At 71.6% G+C, this 22,090-nt stretch carries 16 protein-coding genes; 4 read left to right on the plus strand and 12 right to left on the minus strand.

Annotated features, from left to right (window positions below):
- Window positions 1-150: 150 nt before the first annotated feature.
- The 4 genes from ACFV9D_RS26395 to ACFV9D_RS26410 form a co-directional block, all read right to left on the minus strand.
- Entirely contained in the window at window positions 151-1,596 is a 1,446-nt protein-coding gene (locus tag ACFV9D_RS26395; RefSeq protein ID WP_385151078.1) for an aldehyde dehydrogenase family protein, read from the minus strand.
- A gap of 159 nt (window positions 1,597-1,755) precedes the next feature.
- The gene (locus ACFV9D_RS26400; protein WP_385151081.1) at window positions 1,756-2,715 is read right to left on the minus strand and encodes an EamA family transporter; all 960 of its coding nucleotides are present in this window, start codon (window positions 2,713-2,715) and stop codon (window positions 1,756-1,758) included.
- Window positions 2,716-2,938: 223 nt separating this feature from the next.
- Window positions 2,939-4,498, minus strand: coding sequence for a PucR family transcriptional regulator (locus tag ACFV9D_RS26405; protein ID WP_385151083.1), 1,560 nt, complete (start codon window positions 4,496-4,498; stop codon window positions 2,939-2,941).
- 84 nt (window positions 4,499-4,582) lie between these two features.
- The gene (locus tag ACFV9D_RS26410; protein ID WP_385151086.1) at window positions 4,583-6,718 is read right to left on the minus strand and encodes an ATP-binding protein; all 2,136 of its coding nucleotides are present in this window, start codon (window positions 6,716-6,718) and stop codon (window positions 4,583-4,585) included.
- Window positions 6,719-6,935: 217 nt separating this feature from the next.
- Here ACFV9D_RS26410 and gabT point away from each other — a divergent pair, with 217 nt between their 5' ends.
- The 3 genes from gabT (at window position 6,936) to ACFV9D_RS26425 (ending at window position 9,814) form a co-directional block, all read left to right on the plus strand.
- Window positions 6,936-8,270, plus strand: a complete 1,335-nt coding sequence (gene gabT, locus ACFV9D_RS26415; RefSeq protein WP_385151088.1) for a 4-aminobutyrate--2-oxoglutarate transaminase — start codon at window positions 6,936-6,938, stop codon at window positions 8,268-8,270.
- 414 nt (window positions 8,271-8,684) lie between these two features.
- Window positions 8,685-9,140, plus strand: coding sequence for a phosphatase PAP2 family protein (locus ACFV9D_RS26420; protein WP_385151091.1), 456 nt, complete (start codon window positions 8,685-8,687; stop codon window positions 9,138-9,140).
- Between the two features lie 53 nt (window positions 9,141-9,193).
- On the plus strand, window positions 9,194-9,814 hold the full coding sequence (locus tag ACFV9D_RS26425; protein ID WP_385151094.1) for a hypothetical protein: 621 nt from the start codon (window positions 9,194-9,196) through the stop codon (window positions 9,812-9,814).
- A gap of 64 nt (window positions 9,815-9,878) precedes the next feature.
- Here ACFV9D_RS26425 and ACFV9D_RS26430 read toward each other — a convergent pair whose 3' ends face one another.
- Window positions 9,879-11,690, minus strand: coding sequence for a chitinase (locus ACFV9D_RS26430; RefSeq protein WP_385151097.1), 1,812 nt, complete (start codon window positions 11,688-11,690; stop codon window positions 9,879-9,881).
- 67 nt (window positions 11,691-11,757) lie between these two features.
- The gene (locus ACFV9D_RS26435; protein WP_385151099.1) at window positions 11,758-12,225 is read right to left on the minus strand and encodes a hypothetical protein; all 468 of its coding nucleotides are present in this window, start codon (window positions 12,223-12,225) and stop codon (window positions 11,758-11,760) included.
- Window positions 12,226-12,507: 282 nt separating this feature from the next.
- Between ACFV9D_RS26435 and ACFV9D_RS26440 the strand changes: the two genes are divergently transcribed.
- Window positions 12,508-14,745, plus strand: a complete 2,238-nt coding sequence (locus tag ACFV9D_RS26440; RefSeq protein ID WP_385151102.1) for an MMPL family transporter — start codon at window positions 12,508-12,510, stop codon at window positions 14,743-14,745.
- Window positions 14,746-14,837: 92 nt separating this feature from the next.
- Here the strand turns inward: ACFV9D_RS26440 and ACFV9D_RS26445 are convergent, their stop codons facing one another.
- From ACFV9D_RS26445 to ACFV9D_RS26470, 6 genes are read right to left on the minus strand one after another with little or no spacing between them, the layout of a single operon-like run.
- Window positions 14,838-16,256 carry an NAD(P)/FAD-dependent oxidoreductase gene (locus ACFV9D_RS26445; RefSeq protein WP_385151105.1) on the minus strand — a complete coding sequence of 473 codons (1,419 nt, stop codon included), beginning with the start codon at window positions 16,254-16,256 and terminating at the stop codon, window positions 14,838-14,840.
- A 35-nt stretch (window positions 16,257-16,291) separates the two neighbouring features.
- Window positions 16,292-17,086: an ABC transporter permease gene (locus tag ACFV9D_RS26450; protein ID WP_385151108.1), complete on the minus strand. Its 795-nt coding sequence runs from the start codon at window positions 17,084-17,086 to the stop codon at window positions 16,292-16,294.
- Window positions 17,086-18,000 (minus strand): ABC transporter permease, encoded by a 915-nt coding sequence (locus ACFV9D_RS26455; RefSeq protein ID WP_385151372.1) that lies wholly within the window; start codon window positions 17,998-18,000, stop codon window positions 17,086-17,088. Before ACFV9D_RS26455 ends, ACFV9D_RS26450 begins: the two co-directional genes overlap by 1 nt.
- Before the next feature lie 11 nt (window positions 18,001-18,011).
- Entirely contained in the window at window positions 18,012-19,163 is a 1,152-nt protein-coding gene (locus ACFV9D_RS26460) for an ABC transporter ATP-binding protein (RefSeq protein ID WP_385151111.1), read from the minus strand.
- A gap of 40 nt (window positions 19,164-19,203) precedes the next feature.
- Window positions 19,204-20,451 carry a PotD/PotF family extracellular solute-binding protein gene (locus ACFV9D_RS26465; protein WP_385151114.1) on the minus strand — a complete coding sequence of 416 codons (1,248 nt, stop codon included), beginning with the start codon at window positions 20,449-20,451 and terminating at the stop codon, window positions 19,204-19,206.
- Between the two features lie 29 nt (window positions 20,452-20,480).
- Window positions 20,481-21,995, minus strand: coding sequence for a gamma-aminobutyraldehyde dehydrogenase (locus tag ACFV9D_RS26470; protein WP_385151117.1), 1,515 nt, complete (start codon window positions 21,993-21,995; stop codon window positions 20,481-20,483).
- Window positions 21,996-22,090: the final 95 nt, after the last annotated feature.

The raw sequence follows: 22,090 nt of genomic DNA on the forward strand, positions 1-22,090 counted from the left end.
ACCGAGGCCCCGAAGGCACCGACGAAGGCCGCGAAGCCGGCCTCGCAGGAGTAGCCGGCCCGCCGCCGCGGGGGGGGGGGGCCCCCACGCGGGGGCCCCCCCCCCCGCGGGGCCCCCCCCCGCCGGTCTCGGTCCGTACAGAGGTACGGATTACAGCGCGAGGCCCGTCAGGACCAGGACGCGCTCGTAGGTGTAGTCGTCCATCGCGTACTTGACGCCCTCGCGGCCGACGCCGGACTTCTTGGCGCCGCCGTACGGCATCTGGTCGGCTCGGTAGGACGGGACGTCGCCGATGATCACGCCGCCGACCTCCAGCGCGCGGTGGGCGCGGAAGGCGGTCTGCAGGTCGTGGGTGAAGACGCCGGCCTGGAGGCCGAAGTCCGAGTCGTTGACGGCGGCGAAGGCCTCGGCCTCGCCGTCGACCTTGGCGATGGTGAGGACCGGGCCGAAGACCTCGGCGCGGGCGAGGGTGACATCGGCCGGGAGGTCGGTGAGCACGGTCGGGGCGTAGGTCGCGCCCTCGCGCTTGCCGCCCGCCAGGAGCTTCGCACCGGCCGCGACGGCCTCGTCGACCCAGGCCTCGACGCGCTTGGCGGCGTTCTCGTCGACCAGCGGGCCGACGTCGGTGCCGGCGTCGCTCGGGTCACCGGTGACCTGGGCCTCGACGGCGGCGACGACCTTCGGGACGAGCCGGTCGTAGACCGAGGCGTCGGCGATCACGCGCTGCACGGAGATGCAGGACTGGCCGCCCTGGTAGTTGGAGAAGGTGGCGATACGGCTCGCCGCCCAGTCCAGGTCCTGCTCGGACGCCCAGTCGCCGAGGACGACGGCGGCGGCGTTGCCGCCGAGCTCCAGGGTGCAGTGCTTGTGCGGCACGGACTCCTGGATGGCGTAGCCGACCTTGTCGGAGCCGGTGAAGGAGATGACCGGGAGGCGCTCGTCCTTGACGAGGGCGGGCATCCGGTCGTTCGGCACGGTCAGGACGGACCAGGAACCGGCCGGCAGGTCGGTCTCGGCCAGCAGCTCGCCCAGGATCAGGGACGAGATGGGGGTGGCCGGGGCCGGCTTGAGGATGATCGGGGCGCCGACGGCGATGGCCGGGGCGACCTTGTGGGCGCTGAGGTTCAGCGGGAAGTTGAACGGCGCGATGCCGAGGACGACGCCCTTGGGGATACGGCGGGTGATGGCCAGCCGACCGACGCCACCGGCCTCGGTGTCGAGGCGCTGGGCCTCGCCGCCGTTGAACCGGCGGGCCTCTTCGGCGGCGAAACGGAAGACGGAGACGGCGCGGCCGACCTCGCCGCGGGCCCACTTGATGGGCTTGCCGTTCTCGGCGGAGATGACCTGGGCGATCTCCTCGGTGCGCTCGGCGAGACGCTTCGACACGTGGTCGAGGGCGGCGGCGCGGACGTGCGCCGGGGTCGCGGCGAACTCGTCGACGACGGCGTGCGCGGCGGCGACGGCCTCCTCGACCTGGGCCTCGGTGGGCACGCTGACCTTGCCGACCAGACGTCCGTCGAAGGAGTTCGTGACGTCGAAGGTGGCCTCGCCGGTGGCCTCGCGGCCGGCGAGCCAGAAGGCGTGGGTGGCAGTCATTGCGTCCCGGCCCTTTCCGTATCGGGGGTGCGAGCGATCGCTCTCGTGCCACGTTAGGGCGAAGCGGGCGGAGTGGCGCTTGTCCGCCGTGGAGTGGTGCGCGGGGACTCCTGTCCGCTTTGGCGGAAGGAGGCCCCGGCCCTCACCGGCCCACGAGGATCAACCCCGTCGTTCCGTGGAGACGATGAGACAGACGCCGGCGACGACGATCGCGCCGCCGAGCACGATGGGCCAGGTCAGGGCCTCGTTCAGAACGAGGGCGCCGAGGGCGACGGCGACGACCGGGTTGACGTACGCGTACGTGGCGACGAGCGAGAGCGGGGCGGCCTGGAGCAGCCAGGCGTACGCGGTGAAGGCGAGCAGCGAGCCGAAGACGATCAGGTACCCGAGGGCGGCCCAGGAGCGGCCGGAGACGGCGGACAGTTCAAGCCCGTGCTGCTCGCCGCGCACCAGGCCGACCCCGAGGCCCGCGAGACCGCCGGCGATCATCTCGTACGCGCTGGCGGTGAAGGGGTTGGTGGGCATCGGGATCCGCGAGGACGAGAACGACCCGACCGACCACAGCAGGGTCGCGACCACCACGAGCATCACCCCGCCGGCCTTCACGTCACCGCTGAGTCCCGGGAGCGTGAGTACCGCGAGCCCCGCGAGCCCCAGGAGCACACCGGCGACGCCGCCGGCGCTCGGGCGGTCGCCGAAGCCGGCCTTGAGGAGGACCACCCAGGCCGGGACGACGGCAATGAGCAGCGCGGCGAGCCCGGAGGGCACGGAGGTCTCGGCGAGCACGACGAGCCCGTTGCCGCCCAGGATCAGCAGCAGACCGATGACCACGGCGGAGGCGAGCTGCTTCGGGCTCACCTTGAGTGCGGCGGGGCCCTGCCGCCAGGCGATGATCCCGGCGAGGATCAGCCCGGCGGTGACGAACCGCGTACCCGCGGACAGGAACGGCGGCATCGTCTCGACGACGATCCGGATCCCGAGGTACGTGGACCCCCAGACGACGTACACGATCCCGAGCGCCGCCCACACGGCTCCGGAGATCCGCCGGGTCGCGCGTCCGGGGGCGGCGGGGTCGGGCGTGCGTTCCTGGGAGGCGGGATCGACCGCGGGGCTTGTCATGCCCAGGAGATTAGGGAATCCGGGTGCGGATGACCAAGGAATTTGCCCGGGATCGGGCAGGGGGAGCCGAATTCGGTGCGGGCGGGGCCATGCTGGGCCTCCGGGAGGCCGGGGGCGCGCCGGGCGTCGCGGCGCACGGTCTTCGCTCCCTGCGAGCCCCCGGGCCTCCGGGCCTCCGGGCCTCCGGGCAGGGCACGCCTCCGGCGCACGCCGCCCGTACCCGCTACCGCTCCTCCGCGTCCGCCCCGGTCGCCTTCAGCGCCAGCCACAGCTCCATGCGGACGTCCGGGTCGTCCAGGGAGCGGCCCAGGATTTCCTCCACGCGGCGCATCCGGTAGCGCAGGGTGTGGCGGTGGACGCCGAGGTCCGCCGCCGCCGCGTCCCACTGGCCGTGGCGGGACAGCCAGGCCCGCAGGGAGGCGACGAGGTCGCCGCGGCCCGTCGCGTCGTGCTCGTACAGCGCGCGGAGCATGCCGTCCGCGAAGGCGCGGACCGCGTCGTCGGCCAGCAGCGGCAGGACCGAGCCCGCCGCCAGGTCCTCGTGCTCGACCAGTGCCCGCCCGCGCCGCCGCGCCACCGAGAGGGCCTGCTCGGCCTGCTTGTACGCGGTCGCCGCCGCGATCGGCCCCGCCGGGGCCGAGAGGCCGACGACGACACCGGCCTCCTCCGCGTCCCGCTCGGTGTACGCCTCGCACGCCGTGACGACCGCGCCGCCGTCCCCGGCCAGGACCAGCAGCCGCTCCTCGCCCTCGGGGACGGTGAGCACGGTCTCGCCGGACCGGGCCGCCGCCGACTCCAGGGCCTCGGCGAGCGCGGGCAGCGGCGGTTCGCCCTCCCGCTCCCCCGGCACCGGCTCGGCGATCAGCAGCCGGAAGGGCGCGTCGAGGAGCCCGCCGTACAGGTCGCCCGCCACCGCCCGGGCGTGGTCCGGCTGGCCGGACAGCATCATCCGCAGCACCGCCGCGCCCAGCCGCCCCTCGGCCGCCTGCAGCGAGCGCGAGCGCTCCGTGGTCAGCGTCAGCAGGGCGATCGCCGAGTGGACGGCGTACCGTTCCGCCGTCCCGAGCGGTGCCCCCGTCCCGACCGCCAGCGCGCCACGGACCCGTCGCCCGGTCCCCAGCGACTGGAGCTCGACCCGGTCGTCCGTGCCCCCGACCACCGCGCTCGCGGGCGCGGGGCGCTCGCGGAGCCGTTCGACGTCGGGCGTCAGCCGGGCGGCCCGGCGCGCCGCCCACTCGGGCGACACGGCGATGACGCTGCCGGAGGTGTCGTACAGCGCCGCCCAGCCGTCCACATGGGCCGCGAGCCGCGCGACCACCGCGTCCGGGCCCTCCGCGAGCGCGGCGCGGGTCAGTTCCCGCTGGGCCTCGAAACCGGCCGTCACAGCCCGGTACTGGTCGGCCGCGATGGCCGCCGAGACGGCCTTGCTGATCGCCAGGAACGGCGTGCGCCGCGGTACCTCGAGCAGCGGCAGCCCCTCGGCACGGGCCGCTTCGACGAGGGTCGGCGGGATGTCCTCGTAATTGACGCCGACGGCGAAGCCGAGCCCCACGACGCCCGCGGCGAGCAGGCGCCGGACGTAGCGGTGCATCGCCTCGGAGTCCTCGGCGTCCAGGGTCAGCGCGGTGGTGAGCAGCAGCTCACCGCCCTCCATGTACGGGACGGGGTCGGCGAGCTCGCTGACGTGCGCCCAGCGCACGGGGGTGTCGAGGCGGTCCTCACCCGCGCGCACGGTGAGCTTGAGCGCCGAGTGCTGGACGAGGGAGGCGAGGGTGGGCGGCATTGGGGACCGTCGGACCTTTGAGCGAGGAGTCGCCGCTCAGCCGAGCGGCGCCCCCGATTGTGCCAGGGCACGGGAGCCCCCGCTTCAGCTCCGCAGATCCACCAGCAGCGGTGGCGTGTGCTCGCCCCGCACATGGGTGAGGGACAGCACGGCGTGCCCGGCGGGGACGGCGTGCGCGAGGTCGGAGGCCGACCAGCGCTCGCGCTCCACCTCCCGTACGGTCACGGCCTCCGCCGTCGCCGCCTTGCCGGTCACCAGCCGCCGCATGAAGTGCAGGGCCTTGGTGAGCGGCTCGTCGGAGACGATCTGCCGGTTGGTGACGTCCCGGGTCTGCACCCATTCGGTGCCCCAGGTCTCGGCGAACCGTCCGCCGTCCCAGGGCGCGATCCCGGCGAACGCCATCCGGCAGCCGACCGCTCCGAGCAGCGGCCCGCGCAGCGCCTCGGGCACGTCCTCCAGGCTGCGCAGCGCGAGGACGACGCCGGCGTTGGCGGAGCGCAGCCGCTGGACGGCCCGTACGGAGTCGCCGGTGACGGTGTACGTGGCGTCGTCGAGGACCAGGCAGGCGAAGAGGGAGCGGTCGCGGCGGGCGAGGGCGGCCTCGGCGAACTGGGCGAGCAGCAGCCGGGAGACGATCCGGGAGGCTTCGGCGTGGCCGCGTTCGGGGAGGTCGATGCGGACGCGGAGCGGGTGCTCGACGGCGCGGAGGGAGAACTGCCGCTCCGCGCCTTCCGTGCGGAAGAAGCGGGCGAAGGCGGGCCGGTCGAGGAAGGCGATGCGTTCGGCGAGGAGGACGCCGCTGTCGTCACCGCGTTCGGCCTGGCGCTGCCGGGCGTCGAGCTCGCGCAGCTGGGCGGGGTCGCCGGCGACGGCGGCGCGCAGCGCGGCGAGCGCGTCGGGCGTCCCGCCGAGCAGCTCGCGCAGCTCGGGCACACCGGGGAAGCGCCCATGGGCGACCTGGAACGGCCCGATCAGCTGGGCGAGCGCGGTGGCGGCCCGGCGGCTGTCGGCGACGAGGTCCCCGACGAGCGCCTCGGCGAGGATCCGGGCGGCCTCGTCGGGGTCGTCGGCTCCGCCGTACAGGTCGAGGTCGTGGGTGGACTCGGGCCGCCCGACGGAGACGACGACGTCGAAGGCCTCGTCGGGGCCGACGGCGGCGCCGTGGGTGGTGACGGCGACGACGGCGGCGCGGTTGGCGAGGGCCTGCAGACAGAGCGACTCGACGACGGGCCGCACGAGCCGCACGGTCTTCCCGGCCCCGGCGGGCCCGACGGCGAGCAAGGAGGTCCCGAGCAGGCCGGGATCGAGGGCGAGGCCGGTGGTGCGGCGGGCGTAGGGGTTGCGGGGGTGGTCGGCGGTGGTGCCGATGAGCACCTGGTCGGTGGCCAGGTCGTGGGTGGCGGTACGGACGGGCAGGTCGCGCAGGCCCGAGGGGTGGCCGCAGGCGGCGGCGCCGCGGGTGCGCACGGCCTCGGTGAAGGCGGCGAGCCGCTCCGGCCGCGTTCGTACGCCCTGCCAGGCGCGACGGATGCGGGCGTAGTCCACGTCGCCGAGGACACCCTGCCGGGTGGCCTCTGCGAGCTGTGCCGCGGCCTCGGTCAGCCCGGCGTCGCGCAGCTCGGGCCACTCGGCGGGGTCGGCGGCCGGTGGGGGCGGCGGGGGCGGGGTGTCCTTCGGGCGGGTGTAGCGGCGCCAGATGTCCGGCACGTGGCCGATGCGGGCGAAGAAGACGAGGAAGGCGCCGCCGACGAGGGCGTAGTAGGTGTAGCTGGCGGCGGCCCAGACATCGGCGTCGGAGCGCCAGCTGTCCGGGGTGAGGACGAGCAGGGGCCAGAGCCAGTAGCGCCCGAGGTAGCCATTCCAGAGGAGGGACCAGAGCAGCCAGCCGCTGAGCAGCGAGACGAGGGCTCCGACGAACAGCCGGCGCGCGGGCACGTCCTCGGGCTCCTCCTGGGGGCGGGGGCGGTGCCCGAGCCGCCAGACGCCGGGCTCGGCCGCCGGCCTGGGGATACGGAGCCATTCGGCGACCCCGACGCGAGTCGGCGCATGCGCCGGCGGCGGTGGGACCGCAGGTCCGTGGGCCGTGGGGCCCGGGGTCGGCGGGACCGCAGGGCCCTGGGGTGGGGGGGCGGACGGGGTCGGGGGCACGGGCGGGCCCGCCGGGCGCGGGACCGCGCCTCCCCGGGTGTCGCGTGACTCGTACGTGCCTTCGGTCTCCATGAAACCCCTGCCCCCTGACCAGCCAGGTCGCCGCATCTGTGCCACCGTCAATCTAGTGGGAGCGGACCGCCCCGGAGCGGTTTCACCCCCGCCATGTCCACCACGGACAACGACACACCCCCCAACACTCCCGATCGGCGCATGCCCGTGCCCCTCCCCCGCGCCTAGCCTGCGGAAGAAACCCACAAGTGCGTCCAGAACATCCCAGGAGCCCCGCATGAACGCTGTCCCGCAGGAGCGGCGCGTCGTCACCGCCATCCCCGGTCCGAAGTCGCAGGAGCTGCAGGCCCGCCGCCTCGACGCCGTGGCCGGCGGCGTGGGCTCCGTGCTGCCCGTCTTCACCGCGAAGGCCGGCGGCGGCATCATCGAGGACGTCGACGGCAACCGCCTGATCGACTTCGGCTCCGGCATCGCCGTGACCTCCGTCGGCGCCTCCGCCGAGGCCGTCGTCCGCCGCGCCGCCGCCCAGCTCGCCGACTTCACGCACACCTGTTTCATGGTGACGCCGTACGAGGGCTACGTCGAGGTCTGCGAGGCGCTGTCCGAGCTGACCCCGGGTGACCACGCCAAGAAGTCCGCCCTGTTCAACTCGGGCGCCGAGGCCGTCGAGAACGCGGTCAAGATCGCCCGTTCGTACACCAAGCGCCAGGCCGTCGTCGTCTTCGACCACGGCTACCACGGCCGTACGAACCTGACGATGGCGCTGACCTCGAAGAACATGCCGTACAAGCAGGGCTTCGGGCCGTTCGCGCCCGAGGTCTACCGCGTCCCGGTCGCCTACGGCTACCGCTGGCCCACCGGTGCCGAGAACTGCGGCCCCGAGGCCGCCGCCCAGGCGATCGACCAGATCAGCAAGCAGATCGGCGCCGAGAACGTCGCCGCGATCATCATCGAGCCGGTCCTCGGCGAGGGCGGCTTCATCGAGCCGGCCAAGGGCTTCCTGCCGGCGATCGTGAAGTTCGCCAACGACAACGGCATCGTCTTCGTCGCCGACGAGATCCAGTCCGGCTTCTGCCGCACCGGTCAGTGGTTCGCCTGTGAGGACGAGGGCATCGTCCCGGACCTGATCACGACCGCCAAGGGCATCGCGGGCGGTCTGCCGCTCGCCGCCGTCACCGGCCGCGCCGAGATCATGGACTCCGTCCACGGCGGCGGCCTGGGCGGCACCTACGGCGGCAACCCGGTGGCCTGCGCCGGTGCGCTCGGCTCCATCGAGACCATGAAGGAGCTCGACCTCAACGCCAAGGCGAAGAAGATCGAGTCGATCATGAAGTCCCGCCTGGTCGCCATGCAGGAGAAGTACGAGATCATCGGCGACATCCGCGGCCGCGGCGCCATGGTCGCGATCGAGCTGGTCAAGGACCCGGCGACCAAGGAGCCGAACCCGGAGGCCGCGGGCGCGCTGGCGAAGGCCTGCCACGCCGAGGGCGTGCTGGTCCTGACCTGTGGCACCTACGGCAACGTGCTGCGTTTCCTGCCGCCGCTGGTGATCGGCGAGGACCTGCTGAACGAGGGTCTCGACGTCATCGAGAGCGCGTTCGGACAGATCTGACACCCCTTCGGCACGGCGTGTGAAGAAGGTGTGGGGGGCCGATGGCGGGATGGAGATCCGGCTGTCGGTCCCCCTTTCTCTGCCGTACGGTTTCTGCAGATGAGAGAAACACCCCGCTCACAGGGAACTGCGGGCGACAACAGGGCGGAGCCTCCCCAGCCCCGCCTTGACCGTGCCTTTGCGCACACCACTGGAGCCTCTGGCTCTGGAACTCCTCACCGATCGGATGGCCGCCCGCCCCACACCCCCCGGGGCGCGCGGCAGCCCGGTCAAGGCGGCCTCCCCGGAACCACCCCCCCTGTTCCGGGGAGGCCGGCTGTTTTCTCGGCGGTCGTTCTGCTCGCCGTCGTCACCTGGCAGGTCCTCGTCGAAGGGCCGCTCGCACGGCTGGACGAGCGCGTCTCCCGCGCCGTCGTGGACACGGTCCCCCGCCGGCTCTCCGAACTCGGCGCCGATCTCGGCAATATGACGGTCGCGCTCCCGGTGCTCGCATGCGCGATGGCGTACGCGGTCTTCCGCGGCCGTCGCGCCCAGGCGCTGTACGCGGGCCTCGCGATGGCTCTCGTCCCGGCCCTGGTCATCCCTCTGAAGGAGTGGGCGGCCCGCCCGGGCCCCCTGGAACCCTGGGCCGCGGGCTACTACCCGTCGGGCCACACGGCGACGGCGATGGTGGCGTACGTCGGCGCCGCGTTCCTGGTCTCGAACCGGCTGATCCCCGTCGCCGCCGTCCTGACGGCGCTGACGGCGACGGGCCTGATCCTGCGCGGCTACCACTGGCCCTTGGACGTGCTGGCCTCGGTCGCCCTGTGCGTGCCCCTGCTCACCTGGCCTGTCGTGGCCGAGCGGTACGGTCGCCCTCCACGTTCGTGACCGACGATCCGGAGAGCAGGATGACGATTCAACGGCCGGGACTGCCGGGAGACTTGCCCTCCCCTGAGCTGCTGTGGGCGCGGTGGGCCCTGGTGGCCGTGCTGGAGGCGACGACCGAGGCGGAGGCGAGCACGGGGTACCCGACCGGCTGCTGGATCGACGACGAGGGGCTCCACCTCGACGACTGCGGCTGCACCTGGTGGACGTTCTCCCGCGTCGGCGAGGGTCGGTACGTGCTCTTCGGCGAGGACGAGTCGAGCGGCTGCAAGTGGCACCGGCCGCCGGTCGACATGCTGGCGGGCGGCCCGGACTGGCTCCCCTACGACGAGCTGCGCGACCGGCTCGAGGGGAACGAACTGGGCTGCGTCTACTGGTACGAGAACGGCGCCTGGGCGCGCGCCCCGTACCCCGAGGACCTGGACGACGACGGGCTCGACTGCGGGATGAGCCGCTTCGTCGACCGGGACGACGCCCTGAGCCTGCTGGACGAGCACGTCCGGCACGAGGGCTCGGGTGCGGAGATCCTCATGGACCACGCCGAGGGGTACCGACTGACGGCGGAGCTGCTGGAGCGCTACGCCTCCCCCGCGGACGGGAGCGCCCCGGACCTCCCGGCCATGGGCCGCGCCCTGCGCCGGGCGGAGCTGATGCCGCGTACGGCCACGGCCGGCTGAGCTCGAGCCCCGGGCGGCCCCCGCGAGCGGTCGCGTGGCCGGCCGGGCAGGTCGTCTCTGGCCGTCAGCTCCAGGGGTAGGCGTCGAAGTTCCGGCTGAACTCCCACGCGTTGAACCGGTCCCAGTTGATCGACCAGGTCATCAGGCCGCGCAGCGCGGGCCAGGTCCCGTGGGTCTGGTAGGTGCCGCAGTTCGTCTTCTTCGTCAGGCAGTCCAGGGCCTTGTTCACCTCGGACGGTGTCGTGTGGCCGTTGCCCGCCTGGGTGGAGGCGGGGAGGCCGATGGCGACCTGGTCGGGGCGGAGGGCTGGGAAGACACGGTCGGTGTTGCCGGCGACCGGGAAGCCGGTGAGGAGCATGTCGGTCATGGCGATGTGGAAGTCCGCGCCGCCCATGGAGTGGTACTGGTTGTCGAGGCCCATGATCGAGCCCGAGTTGTAGTCCTGGACGTGGAGCAGGGTGAGGTCGTCGCGCAGGGCGTGGATGACCGGGAGGTAGGCGCCGGCGCGCGGGTCCTGGCCGCCCCAGGGGCCGGAGCCGTAGAACTGGTAGCCGAGCTGGACGAAGAAGGTCTCCGGGGCCATCGTCAGCACGAAGTCGGAGCCGTACCTCGCCTTGAGGGACTTGACCGCGGAGATCAGGTTGACGATCACCGGGCTGGTCGGGTTGCGGAAGTCCGTGTCGCCGGTCTGCAGCGACAGGGAGTGGCCCTCGAAGTCGATGTCCAGGCCGTCGAGACCGTACTCGTCGATGATCTTCGAGACGGAGGAGACGAAGGTGTCGCGGGCGGCCGTCGTCGAGAGCTGCACCTGGCCGTTCTGGCCGCCGATGGAGATCAGGACCTTCTTGCCCGCCGCCTGCTTGGCCTTGATCGCCGCCTTGAAATCGGCCGCGGACTCGACGTTCGGGCATTCGGTGGCCGGGCACAGGCTGAAGCGGATGTCACCGGAGGTCACCGAGGTCGGTTCGCCGAAGGCGAGGTTGATGACGTCCCAGGAGTCGGGGACGTCGGCCATCCGGGTGTAGCCGGAGCCGTTGGCGAAGCTGGCGTGGAGGTAGCCGACGAGCGCGTGGGCGGGGAGGTCTCCGCCGTTCCCGCCGCCGGACGTCGTGGTCGCCGACACCGCCGTGGACTTCGCCGACTCGCCCGCGCTGTTCGCGGCCGAGACCTGGAAGCTGTACGAGGTGGAGGGCGCGAGGCCGGTCGCCGTGTACGAGGTGCCGGTGACGGTCGCCACCAGGACTCCGCCGCGGTAGACCTTGTAGGAGGTGGCGCCGGGGACCGCGGGCCAGGACAGCGGCACGGAGGTGGAGGTCGGGGAGCCCGCGGCCAGACCGGTGGGGGTGGCCGGGATCTGGACCTGTTCACCGCCGGGGCCGATCAGGGAGAGGTCGTCTGCGTGGTAGGCGCCGGTGCCGTACCAGCCGTGGGTGTAGATCGTCACCGAGGTCGTCGAGGCACCGGTCGTGAACGTGGTGCTCAGCTTCTGCCAGTCGGGGGCGGACTGGGTCCAGGTGGAGACATCGGTGGTGCCGGTTCCGGACGCGCCGAGGTAGACGTAGCTGCCGCGCACCCAGCCGCTCAGCGTGTAAGCGGAGTTCGGCTTGACCGTGACGGTCTGGGAGCACTTGGCGTGGTCGCTCCCGGCGGGGGTCGCCTGCAGCGCCTTCGTCCCGCCGTGCACGGGTGACGCGACGACGGCTCCGCTGCCTGCCGTACAGCTCCAGCCGTCCAGTCCGGATTCGAAGCCGCCGTTGCGTGCGAGCTCGGGGTCGGCGGCCTGGGCCACGGGGGTGAGGGCGACGAGTCCGCCGGCGGCGAGGACGCCGGCCAGCGCGAGAACGAGAGGTCTGGTGCGTGAGGGGGTGCGGTCCACAACTGCCTCCGGGCATGGGGGAATCGAGGTGGAGCGCGCCACAGCATGGTCCAGACCAATCAAGTGGTCAAGACCTCTGTTCCCGTCCCCCTCGCGCCAGTTGACCCGCCGCCTCGTGCATCGCCAGCTCCAGGAGCGAGGCGTCGTTGAGCGTCCCGCTCCCGTCGGGCGGGATCAGCCAGCGCACCCCGCCGGCCGCGCGCCCCGGGTAGGGGACGACGATCCAGGTGCCGCGACCGGCGCTGCGCACACCCGTTCCGAGCCAGCGCGCGGCCGTGCCGGGCGGCACGAAGAAGCCCGTACGGGCCTCGCCGAAGTCGGCGAGGACGGGCCCCGGCCGCGCCACGAGCCGGGTCAGCACGTCGAGCGTGGGATGGCCGAGCTCCCCCGGCAGGATCAGCACGTCCCAGCGCCTGCCGGCGGGCAGCAGCGCCACGCCGAGCGGGTTGCGCTCCCATTCCCACCGGCAGGCGTCGGGATCCGGCGCCACCGATACCAGCCATTCCACTGCGATCTTGGCCCCCGAACCAGTCATTGCCCATGGCCTCCATTCCGTGTGCGAACGCGACGTCCACACGCAGAGAGCGGGGTCGGCGACGATCATTACGCGGGTTCGGGCCACCAGTTGGTAGTGAACTGGGTCACACCGCCGTCGACTGGTGTGCGCCGGGGGCGCACACCCGGCGCATCAGCACCCCTCGGGCGCGCCCGATCGGGTGGACAGGGGCGCACGGCGTCGGCGGCCTCCCCTTCGTGCCCGTCCGCGCGTGGTCGTATGGGCCTCCGTACGCGCGCCGCACTCGCCCCGGGAGCACCCATGCCGAATCCGCAGTCACCGGGTCAGGGCAAGGGGTTGCTGTGGCGCATCGGCGCGTGGTCGGCCCGCCACTTCGTCGTCGTGATCGTCGCGTGGCTCGTCGCGCTGGGCGGCCTGATGGTCCTTCAGCACGCGTACGGCGGTGAGTACTCCGACAACTACTCGCTGCCCGGCTCCCAGTCCCAGAAGGGGCTCGACGTGCTCCGGGCCCACGAGCCGGCCGCCGGCGGGTACAGCGCCCAGGTGGTGCTGCACGACGCCGCGAAGCCGCTCACCGAGGTGAGCGACCAGGTCTCCTCGGCGGTCGCCTCCCTCGGGAAGCTGCCGCACGTCCTGAGCGCGCAGAACCCGCTGCCGCCGCCGGGCACCCCGCCCGCGACCGTCCCCCCGGGGACACCGAACCCCGGGCCGCTGTCGACCGACGGCGAGACCGGGTACATCACGGTCCGCTTCGACGTCCAGCCGTCCACTCTCGGTGACGACTACCTGGACGGCGTGGACAGCGCCGTGGAGCCGCTGCGCGCGGCCGGTGTGCAGGTCGAGTACGGCGGCTCGCTGGGTGAGCTGGCCCGGCCCGAGGCGGACGACCGGGTCAGTGAGGCGATCGGGTTCGGGGTCGCGATCGTCGTGCTCCTGATCGGCTTCGGCAGTCTGCTGGCCGCCGTGCTGCCGCTGGTCACCGCGCTGATCGCGACCATCTGCGGGCTCGGGCTGCTCGGCCTGCTCGCCGCCGTGTGGACCTTCGCGACCGTCTCGCCCACCCTCGCCACGATGATCGGCATCGGTGTCGGCATCGACTACGCGCTCTTCCTGATCACCCGGCACCGCCAGCTGCTGATGAACGGCGCGGACCCGGTGACGGCCGCCGGGAAGGCCACCGCGACCAGCGGCCGGGCCGTCCTGGTCTCCGGATGCACCGTCATCATCGCCCTGTCCGGGCTGTGGGTCAGCGGGCTGACCTTCATCGGGCTGCTCGGTCTCGCCGCGACGGCCACGGTGGTCACCGCCGTCCTCGGCGCCCTGACGCTCGTACCGGCGATGCTCGGACTCATCGGGCGCCGCATCGACCGGCTGCGGGTGCGCACTCCGGTCGCCGAGACCGACCTCGAGGCCGACGAGGCGCACGGCACCTGGCACCGGTACGCCCTGCGGGTGGAGCGCCGCCCCTGGTGGTTCCTGGCCGCGGGCGTCGTCGCGCTCGTGGTCCTCGCGCTGCCCATGTTCTTCATGCAACTGGGGCACATCGGCGACGGCGCGGACCCGGAGTCCTTCACCGACCGGCGCGCCTTCGACCTGATGTCCTCGGCCTTCGGACCCGGCTCCAACGGGCCGCTGACGCTGGTCATCGACCAGACCGCGGTGCCGGACGCCGACCGGGCAGCCCTGGCGAGCCAGGCCCAGAAGGCCCTCACCGGGGTCCCCGACGCCGTCCTCATCACCCCGCTGCAGCCGACCTCCGACGGGGACGTCCTGCTCTCCACCGCCTACTCGGTCGCCGCGCCGCAGGACGAGCGGACGACGCAGCTGGTCAACAACCTCGTCGACACCGTCCTTCCGAACGCCGTCGCCGGCACCGACGCCGCCACGTACGTCACCGGCACCACCGCCGCGCAGGTCGACTTCCTCGACATCGTCTCCAGCCGGCTGCCGCTCATCATCGCGGTGGTCGTGGCCCTGGCGTTCCTGGTCATCCTGGTCGTCTTCCGCGGGCCGCTCGTCGCCGCCAAGGCCGCGGTACTGAACCTGTTGTCGATCGGCGCCTCGTACGGAGTCGTGGTCGCCGTCTTCCAGTGGGGCTGGGGCGGCCCGGCGCTCGGCGTCTCCGGGAAGGTGCCCGTCGAGAGCTATGTGCCGATGATGATGTTCGCGATCGTCTTCGGTCTGAGCATGGACTACGAGATCTTCCTGCTGTCGCGGGTCCACGAGGCCTGGCTGCGCACCGGGGACGCGAAGGCGAGCGTCGCGCACGCGCTGGAGATCACGGCCCGTGTCATCACCTGCGCGGCGCTCATCATGGTGAGCGTCTTCGCGGCCTTCATCGTCAGCGACAACATCGTGGTGAAGATGCTGGGTCTCGGCCTGGCCGCGAGCGTGCTGATCGACGCGACGATCGCACGGCTGCTCCTGGTGCCCGCCGTGATGACGCTGCTCGGGCCGAAGGCCTGGTGGACCCCGCGCTGGCTGGACAGGATCCTGCCGCACGTGGACACCGAGGGCGAGGACGAGCTCGCCAAGTGACCGGAAGAGCGGCGGCGGGGCCACGGCACACGCCGTGACCCCGCCGGCCCCGCACTGAGCGGGTCCGACTGAGGCGGTCCGACCGAGCGGGTCTAGCTGTCGAAGCCCAGGCCCAGGCGGTCCATGGCCTTCAGCCACAGATTGCGGCGGCCGCCGTTCTCGTCGGCGCGCGCCAGCGACCACTTGGTGATGCCGATGCCGGCCCAGGCGATCGGCTCGGGCGGGAACGGCAGCGGCTTGGAGCGGACCATCTCCAGCTCCGTACGCTCCGTGCGCTCACCGGACAGCAGGTCGAGCATCACGTCACCGCCGAAGCGGGTGGCGCCGACACCGAGGCCGGTGAAGCCGGCCGCGTAGGCGACCTTGCCCTGGTACGCCGTACCGAAGAAGGCCGAGAAGCGCGAACAGGTGTCGATCGCGCCGCCCCAGGCGTGGCTGAAGCGGACCCCCTCCAGCTGCGGGAAGCAGCGGAAGAAGTGCTCGGCGAGCTTCAGATACGTCTCCGGGCGGTGGTCCATCTCGGCGTTGACCCGGCCGCCGAAGCGGTAGATCGCGTCGTAGCCGCCCCACAGGATCCGGTGGTCGGCGGTGATCCGGAAGTAGTGGAACTGGTTGGCACTGTCCCCGAGCCCCTGGCGGTTCTTCCAGCCGATGGAGGCGAGCTGCTCCGGCGACAGCGGCTCGGTCATCAGGGCGTAGTCGTACACCGGGACGGTGTAGTGCCGGACGCGCTTGACCAGCGACGGGAAGACGTTGGTGCCGAGCGCGACCCGGCGGGCGAGGACCCTGCCGTAAGGGGTGCGCACGCCCATCCCCGCGCCGACGGAGACGAGGTCGAGCCCGGGGGTGTTCTCGTAGATCCGCACCCCGAGGTCCGCGCAGGCCCGCTTCAGGCCCCACGCCAGCTTGGCGGGGTTGAGCATGGCGACGCCGCGCCGGTCCCAGAGGCCGCCGAGGAAGGTCGGGGAGTCGACCTCCGCGCGGACGGCGTCGCCGTCGAGGAGTTCGAGGCCGTCCGCGAGACCGAGGCGCTCGATCTCCGCGTACACCTCGTGCAGTTCCTCGACCTGGTACGGCTCGGTGGCGACGTCGATCTCACCCGTGCGCTCGAAGTCGCAGTCGAGGGAGTACTGGGCGACCGCGGCCTCGATGGCGTCGAGGTTGCGCTCGCCCAGCTCCTCCAGCTTCGACAGCTCGCCCGGCCAGCGGGCGAGTCCGTTGCCGAAGCCGTGGGTGAGGGAGGCGGCGCAGAAGCCGCCGTTGCGGCCCGAGGCGGCCCAGCCCACCTCGCGGCCTTCGATCAGGACGACGTCCCTGGAGGGGTCGCGTTCCTTGGCGAGGAGCGCGGTCCACAGTCCGCTGTATCCGCCGCCGACCACGAGGAGGTCGCACTTCTCGGTGCCGGTGAGGGCGGGCAGGGCTCCGGGCTTGCCGGGGTCTTCCAGCCAGAAGGGGACGGGCTGGGCGTCGGAGAGAGAGTGTGCGGCACTACGCATGGCGACTGGGGCCATGGTTTCCAACTCCTTCAGGGCTTACTGGGTCGTACTCAGCTTGTCGCTGTTTTCTTGCGCCGGTTGGTGACGATCTGTCCGGCTACCACCACCAGTACGGCAATGATGAACATGGCCGTGCCGATGACGTTGATCTGGACGGGCGTGCCGCGCTGCGCCGAGCCCCAGACGAACATGGGGAAGGTGACGGTCGAGCCCGCGTTGAAGTTGGTGATGATGAAGTCGTCGAACGAGAGCGCGAAGGCGAGCAGCGCGCCGGCGGCGATGCCGGGGGCGGCGATCGGCAGGGTGACCCGTACGAAGGTCTGCACCGGGCCCGCGTAGAGGTCGCGCGCGGCCTCCTCCAGACGGGGGTCCATCGACATCACGCGCGCCTTGACCGCCGTCACGACGAACGACAGACAGAACATGATGTGGGCGATCAGGACCGTCCAGAAGCCCAGCTCGGCGCCCATGTTGAGGAAGAGCGTGAGCAGGGAGGCGGCCATGACGACCTCGGGCATGGCCATCGGCAGGAAGATCAGCGAGTTGATCGCGCCGCGCGCCCGGAAGCGGTAGCGGACCAGCGCGAAGGCGATCATCGTGCCGAGGATCGTGGCGCCGAGGGTGGCCCAGGCCGCGATCTGCAACGACAGGGTCAGCGAGCCGCACAGGTCGGCGACGCCGCACGGGTCCTTCCAGGCGTCCAGGGAGAAGCGCTGCCAGGCGTAGTTGAAGCGCCCGTTCGGCTTGTTGAACGAGAACACCATCACGACGATGTTCGGCAGGATCATGTACGCGAGCGTCAGCAGGCCCGCGATGGCGACAAGGTTCCGACGTATCCAACGCATCAGACCAGGTCCTCCGTTCCCGCACGGCGGATGTAGACGGTGACCATGAGCAGCACGATCGCCATGAGGATGAAGGACAGCGCGGCGGCCGTCGGATAGTCGAGCACCCGCAGGAACTGCGACTGGATGACGTTGCCGACCATCTTGGTGTCGGTCGAGCCGAGGAGTTCGGCGTTGACGTAGTCGCCGCTGGCCGGGATGAAGGTGAGCAGCGTGCCCGAGACCACGCCCGGCATGGAGAGCGGGAAGGTCACCTTGCGGAAGGTGGTGGCGGGGGACGCGTACAGGTCCTTCGCGGCCTCGTGGAGTCGGCCGTCGATCCGCTCCAGGGAGGTGTAGAGCGGCAGGATCATGAACGGCAGGAAGTTGTACGTCAGACCGCAGACCACCGCCATCGGGGTGGCGAGCACGCGGTCGCCCTCGGTCCAGCCGAGCCAGCTGGTCACGTCCAGGAGGTGCAGGGCGTTCAGGGCGTCGACCACGAGGCTGTCGTCCGCGAGGATCGTCTTCCAGGCCAGCGTCCGGATGAGGAAGCTGGTGAAGAAGGGCGCGATGACGAGGACGAGCAGGAGGTTGCGCCAGCGGCCGGCCTTGAAGGCGATCAGATACGCCAGCGGGTAGCCGAGGAGCAGACACAGGAACGTGGCGGTGCCGGCGTACAGCAGGGAGCGGACGAACTGCGGCCAGTACTCCTGGAAGGCGTCCCAATAGGTCCGGAAGTGCCAGGTGACCTCGAAGCCCTTCTCCAGGGAGCCGGTCTGCACGGAGGTCGAGGCCTGGTAGACCATCGGCAGCGCGAAGAAGACGAGCAGCCAGATGATGCCGGGCAGGAGCAGCCAGTACGGGACGAGCCGCTTGCGGGTGGACGCCTTGCGGACCGGCAGGTCCTGCGCGGGCGGCGCCTCCTTCGTCAGGGTCGGGGCGCTCACGAGGCGTCCTCCACCGTCTCCACGCCCGCGTCGATGTCCTGCGCGGCATCGAGGCCGAAGGTGTGGGCCGGGTTCCAGTGCAGGACGACCTCGGCGCCCGGGGTCAGCCGGGAGTCGCGCTCGATGTTCTGCTCGTAGACCTGGAGTTCGGCGCCCGCCGGCGAGTTCACCACGTACTGGGTGGAGACGCCGATGAAGGAGGAGTCGACGATCCGACCGGTGACCTTGTTGCGGCCCTCGGATATCGTCCCCGCGTCGTCGGCGTGCGCGAGCGAGATCTTCTCGGGGCGGACGCCGACGAGGACCTTGCCTCCGGTGCGTACGGTCGCGGAACAGCGGTCCGCGGGGAGCCGGAGCTTGCCGCCGCCGGCCGTGACGACCAGCTCGGAGCCGCCGGTCTCGGCGACCTCGGCCTCGATCAGGTTGGAAGTGCCCAGGAAGTTGGCGACGAAGGTGGTCCGCGGGTTCTCGTACAGGTCGGCGGGGGCGCCGAGCTGCTCGACCCGGCCGCCGTTCATCACCGCGACCTGGTCGGCCATGGTCATGGCCTCCTCCTGGTCGTGGGTGACGTGGACGAAGGTGATGCCGACCTCGGTCTGGATGCGCTTGAGCTCCAGCTGCATCTGGCGGCGCAGCTTGAGGTCGAGGGCGCCGAGCGGCTCGTCGAGGAGGAGGACCTGCGGGTGGTTGATGAGCGCGCGGGCCACGGCGACGCGCTGCTGCTGACCGCCGGAGAGCTGGTGCGGCTTGTGCCGGGCCTTGTCGCCGAGCTGGACGAGCTCCAGCATGTCGTCGACCTGCTTCTTCACCGACTTGACGCCCCGTCGGCGCAGTCCGAACGCGATGTTCTCGTAGATGTCCATGTGCGGGAAGAGCGCGTAGGACTGGAAGACGGTGTTGACCGGCCGCTTGTACGGCGGGAGGTCGGTGACGTCGCTGTCGCCGAGGAACACGGTGCCGGTGGTGGGCTCCTCCAGGCCGGCGATCATGCGCAGGGTGGTGGTCTTGCCGCAGCCGGAGGCCCCGAGGAGGGCGAAGAACGAGCCCTGCGGGATGGTCAGGTCGAGCGGGTGGACGGCGGTGAAGGAGCCGTAGGTCTTGCTGATGCCGGTGAGACGGACGTCGCCGCCGGTGTTCTTGTCAGTCATGGGTTGCGATCCCAGGTTCGTAAGAGGTGGACGACGGTTCTCAGGCACCGATGAGCTTGGCGAACTTCTCCTCGTACGCCGTCTCCTCCGCGCTGGTCAGCGAGCGGAAGGCGCGCGACTTCCTGGCCATGGCCTTGTCGGGGAGGATCAGCGTGTTGTTCGCCAGCTCGGGGTCGATCTTGGCGAGCTCGTCCTTCACCCCGTCGACCGGGCAGACGTAGTTGATGTACGCGGCCAGCTGGGCGGCGACCGGGAGCTCGTAGTAGTAGTCGATGAGCTTCTCCGCGTTGGCCTTGTGGCGCGCGTTGGCCGGGACCAGCAGGTTGTCGCTGGAGGTGATGTAGCCGGCGGACGGGATCGCGAACTTGATGTCCGGGTTGTCGGCCTGCAGCTGGATGACGTCACCGGCCCAGGCGAGACACGCCGCCAGGTCGCCCTTGTCCAGGTCGGAGGTGTAGTCGTTGCCGGTGAAGCGCCGGATCTGCTTCTTGTCGACGCCCTTCTGCAGCCGGCCGATCGCCGCGTCGTAGTCGGCGTCCGTGAAGTTCCCGGGGTCCTTGCCCATGTCGAGCAGGGTCATGCCCACGGAGTCGCGCATCTCGGTGAGGAAGCCGACCCGGCCCTTGAGGGAGGGGTCGTCCAGGAGCTGCGAGACCGAGTCGACCTTCTTGCCGCCGGTCGCCTTCTCGTTGTACGCGATGACGGTGGAGATACCGGTCCACGGGTACGAGTAGGCGCGACCCGGGTCCCAGTCGGGGCGGCGGAACTGCGCGGAGAGGTTCGCGTACGCGGTGGGGAGGTGGGCCGCGTCGAGCTTCTGCGCCCAGCCGAGCCGGATGATCCGCGCGGCGAGCCAGTCGGTGACGCAGATGAGGTCGCGGCCGGTGTCCTGGCCGGCAGCGAGCTGCGGCTTGATCTTGCCGAAGAACTCGACGTTGTCGTTGATGTCCTCGGTGTACTTGACCTTGATCCCGGTGCGCTTGGTGAACGCCTCCAGGGTCGGGCGCGACTTCTCGTCCTCGCTGACGTCCATGTACTCGGTCCAGTTGGAGAAGCTGAGCTGCTTCTCCTTGGCCGAGAAGTCCGTGGACGCGGGCCCCTCGCCCTGCCGCTTGGCCGGCGGGATGCCACAGGCGCTCAAGGACGCGAGGCCGCCGACGGTGAGCGCGCCGACGCCCGTGGCGCGCAGCATCGAACGGCGGGTGAGGGCGCCCCGACCGCTCGTCAGACTGCGCCGCATGGCCGCTGTCTGGGCGGGGGACAGGCTGTCGGGCTCGTACTGCTCCATGCGCTGTGCCTCTCGGGGGTTGGGGAGGACTACCGGTCTCCGAAGATCGTGCGGTGCCAGTCCTTCGCTGCGACCGCGGTGTTTTCGTACATCACGTGCTTGACCTGCGTGTACTCCTCGAAGGAATACGACGACATGTCCTTTCCGAACCCGGACGCCTTGTAGCCCCCGTGCGGCATCTCGCTGATGATCGGGATGTGATCGTTGACCCAGACGCACCCGGCCTTGATCTCGCGGGTGGCCCGGCCGGCCCGGAACACGTCGTGGGTCCAGGCGGAGGCGGCGAGGCCGTAGGGGGTGTCGTTGGCGAGCCGGATGCCCTGGTCGTCGCCGTCGAAGGGCAGGGCCACCAGAACCGGTCCGAAGATCTCCGACTGCACGACCTCGCTGTCCTGCGCGGCGCCGGTGATCAGGGTCGGACGATAGTACGCGCCGTCCTTCAGGTCCCCGCCGGGAGCTTCGCCGCCGGTGACGACGGTGGCGTAGCCGCGGGCGCGGTCGACGAAGGCGGCGACGCGGTCGCGCTGGACGTGGCTGATCAGCGGGCCGAGGTCGGTGGACGGATCGAAGGGGTCGCCCAGGCGGACGGTCTCCATGAGCTCGGCGACCCGGGCGACGAAGGCGTCGAAGAGCGGGCGCTGGACGTACGCGCGGGTGGCGGCGGTGCAGTCCTGGCCGGTGTTGATGAGCGAGGCGGCGACGGCGCCGTGGGCGGCGGCCTCGAGGTCGGCGTCGTCGAAGACCACGAACGGGGCCTTGCCGCCGAGTTCGAGGTGGAGCCGCTTGACGGTGGAGGTGGCGATCTCGGCGACCCGCTTGCCGACCGGGGTGGATCCGGTGAAGGAGGTCATCGCCACGTCGGGGTGGCCGACGAGGTGTTCGCCGGCGGTGCGGCCGGCGCCGGTGACGATGTTGACGACCCCGTCGGGGATGCCGGCGTCGGTGGCCGCCTGGGCGAACATCAGCGAGGTGAGCGGGGTCAGCTCGGCCGGCTTCAGGACGATCGTGTTGCCGGCGGCGATGGCCGGGAGGATCTTCCAGGCAGCCATCTGGAGCGGGTAGTTCCAGGGGGCGATGGAACCGACGACGCCGATCGGCTCGCGCCGTACGTACGAGGTGTGGTCGCCGCTGTACTCGCCGGCGGACTGGCCCTGGAGGTGCCGGGCCGCTCCGGCGAAGAAGGCGGTGTTGTCGACCGTGCCGGGGACGTCGAACTCGGTGGACAGCTTGATGGGCTTGCCGCACTGGAGGGACTCGACGCGGGCGAAGTCCTCGGCGCGCTCGGCGAGCACCCCGGCGAACCGGTGCAGCGCGTCGGAGCGCTCGCCAGGGGTCGCTCCGGCCCACCCCGGGAACGCCTCCTTGGCGGCGGCGACCGCGTCGTCCACGTCGGCGGTGGACGCGAGGGCGTAGGTGTACACGCTCTCGCCCGTGGCCGGGTCGACGACGCTGTGCTCCTCACCCGAGGTTCCGGGCCGCAGCCGCCCGCCGATGTACTGTGCGCCGGCCGCGAAGCGGTCCGTCACCTGGAAGCGGTTGCCCATGACGCTCTCCGTTGTTCCAGCTCGAATTGAGTGCCGATCCTGACAGAGGCCTGTCGGTCCAACAAGTGATTCCGTTGTTGCCTTTTGGTTACGCG

Origin of the sequence: Streptomyces sp. NPDC059875 (genome assembly GCF_042731085.1) — a bacterium.
Classification (GTDB): Bacteria; Actinomycetota; Actinomycetes; order Streptomycetales; family Streptomycetaceae; genus Streptomyces.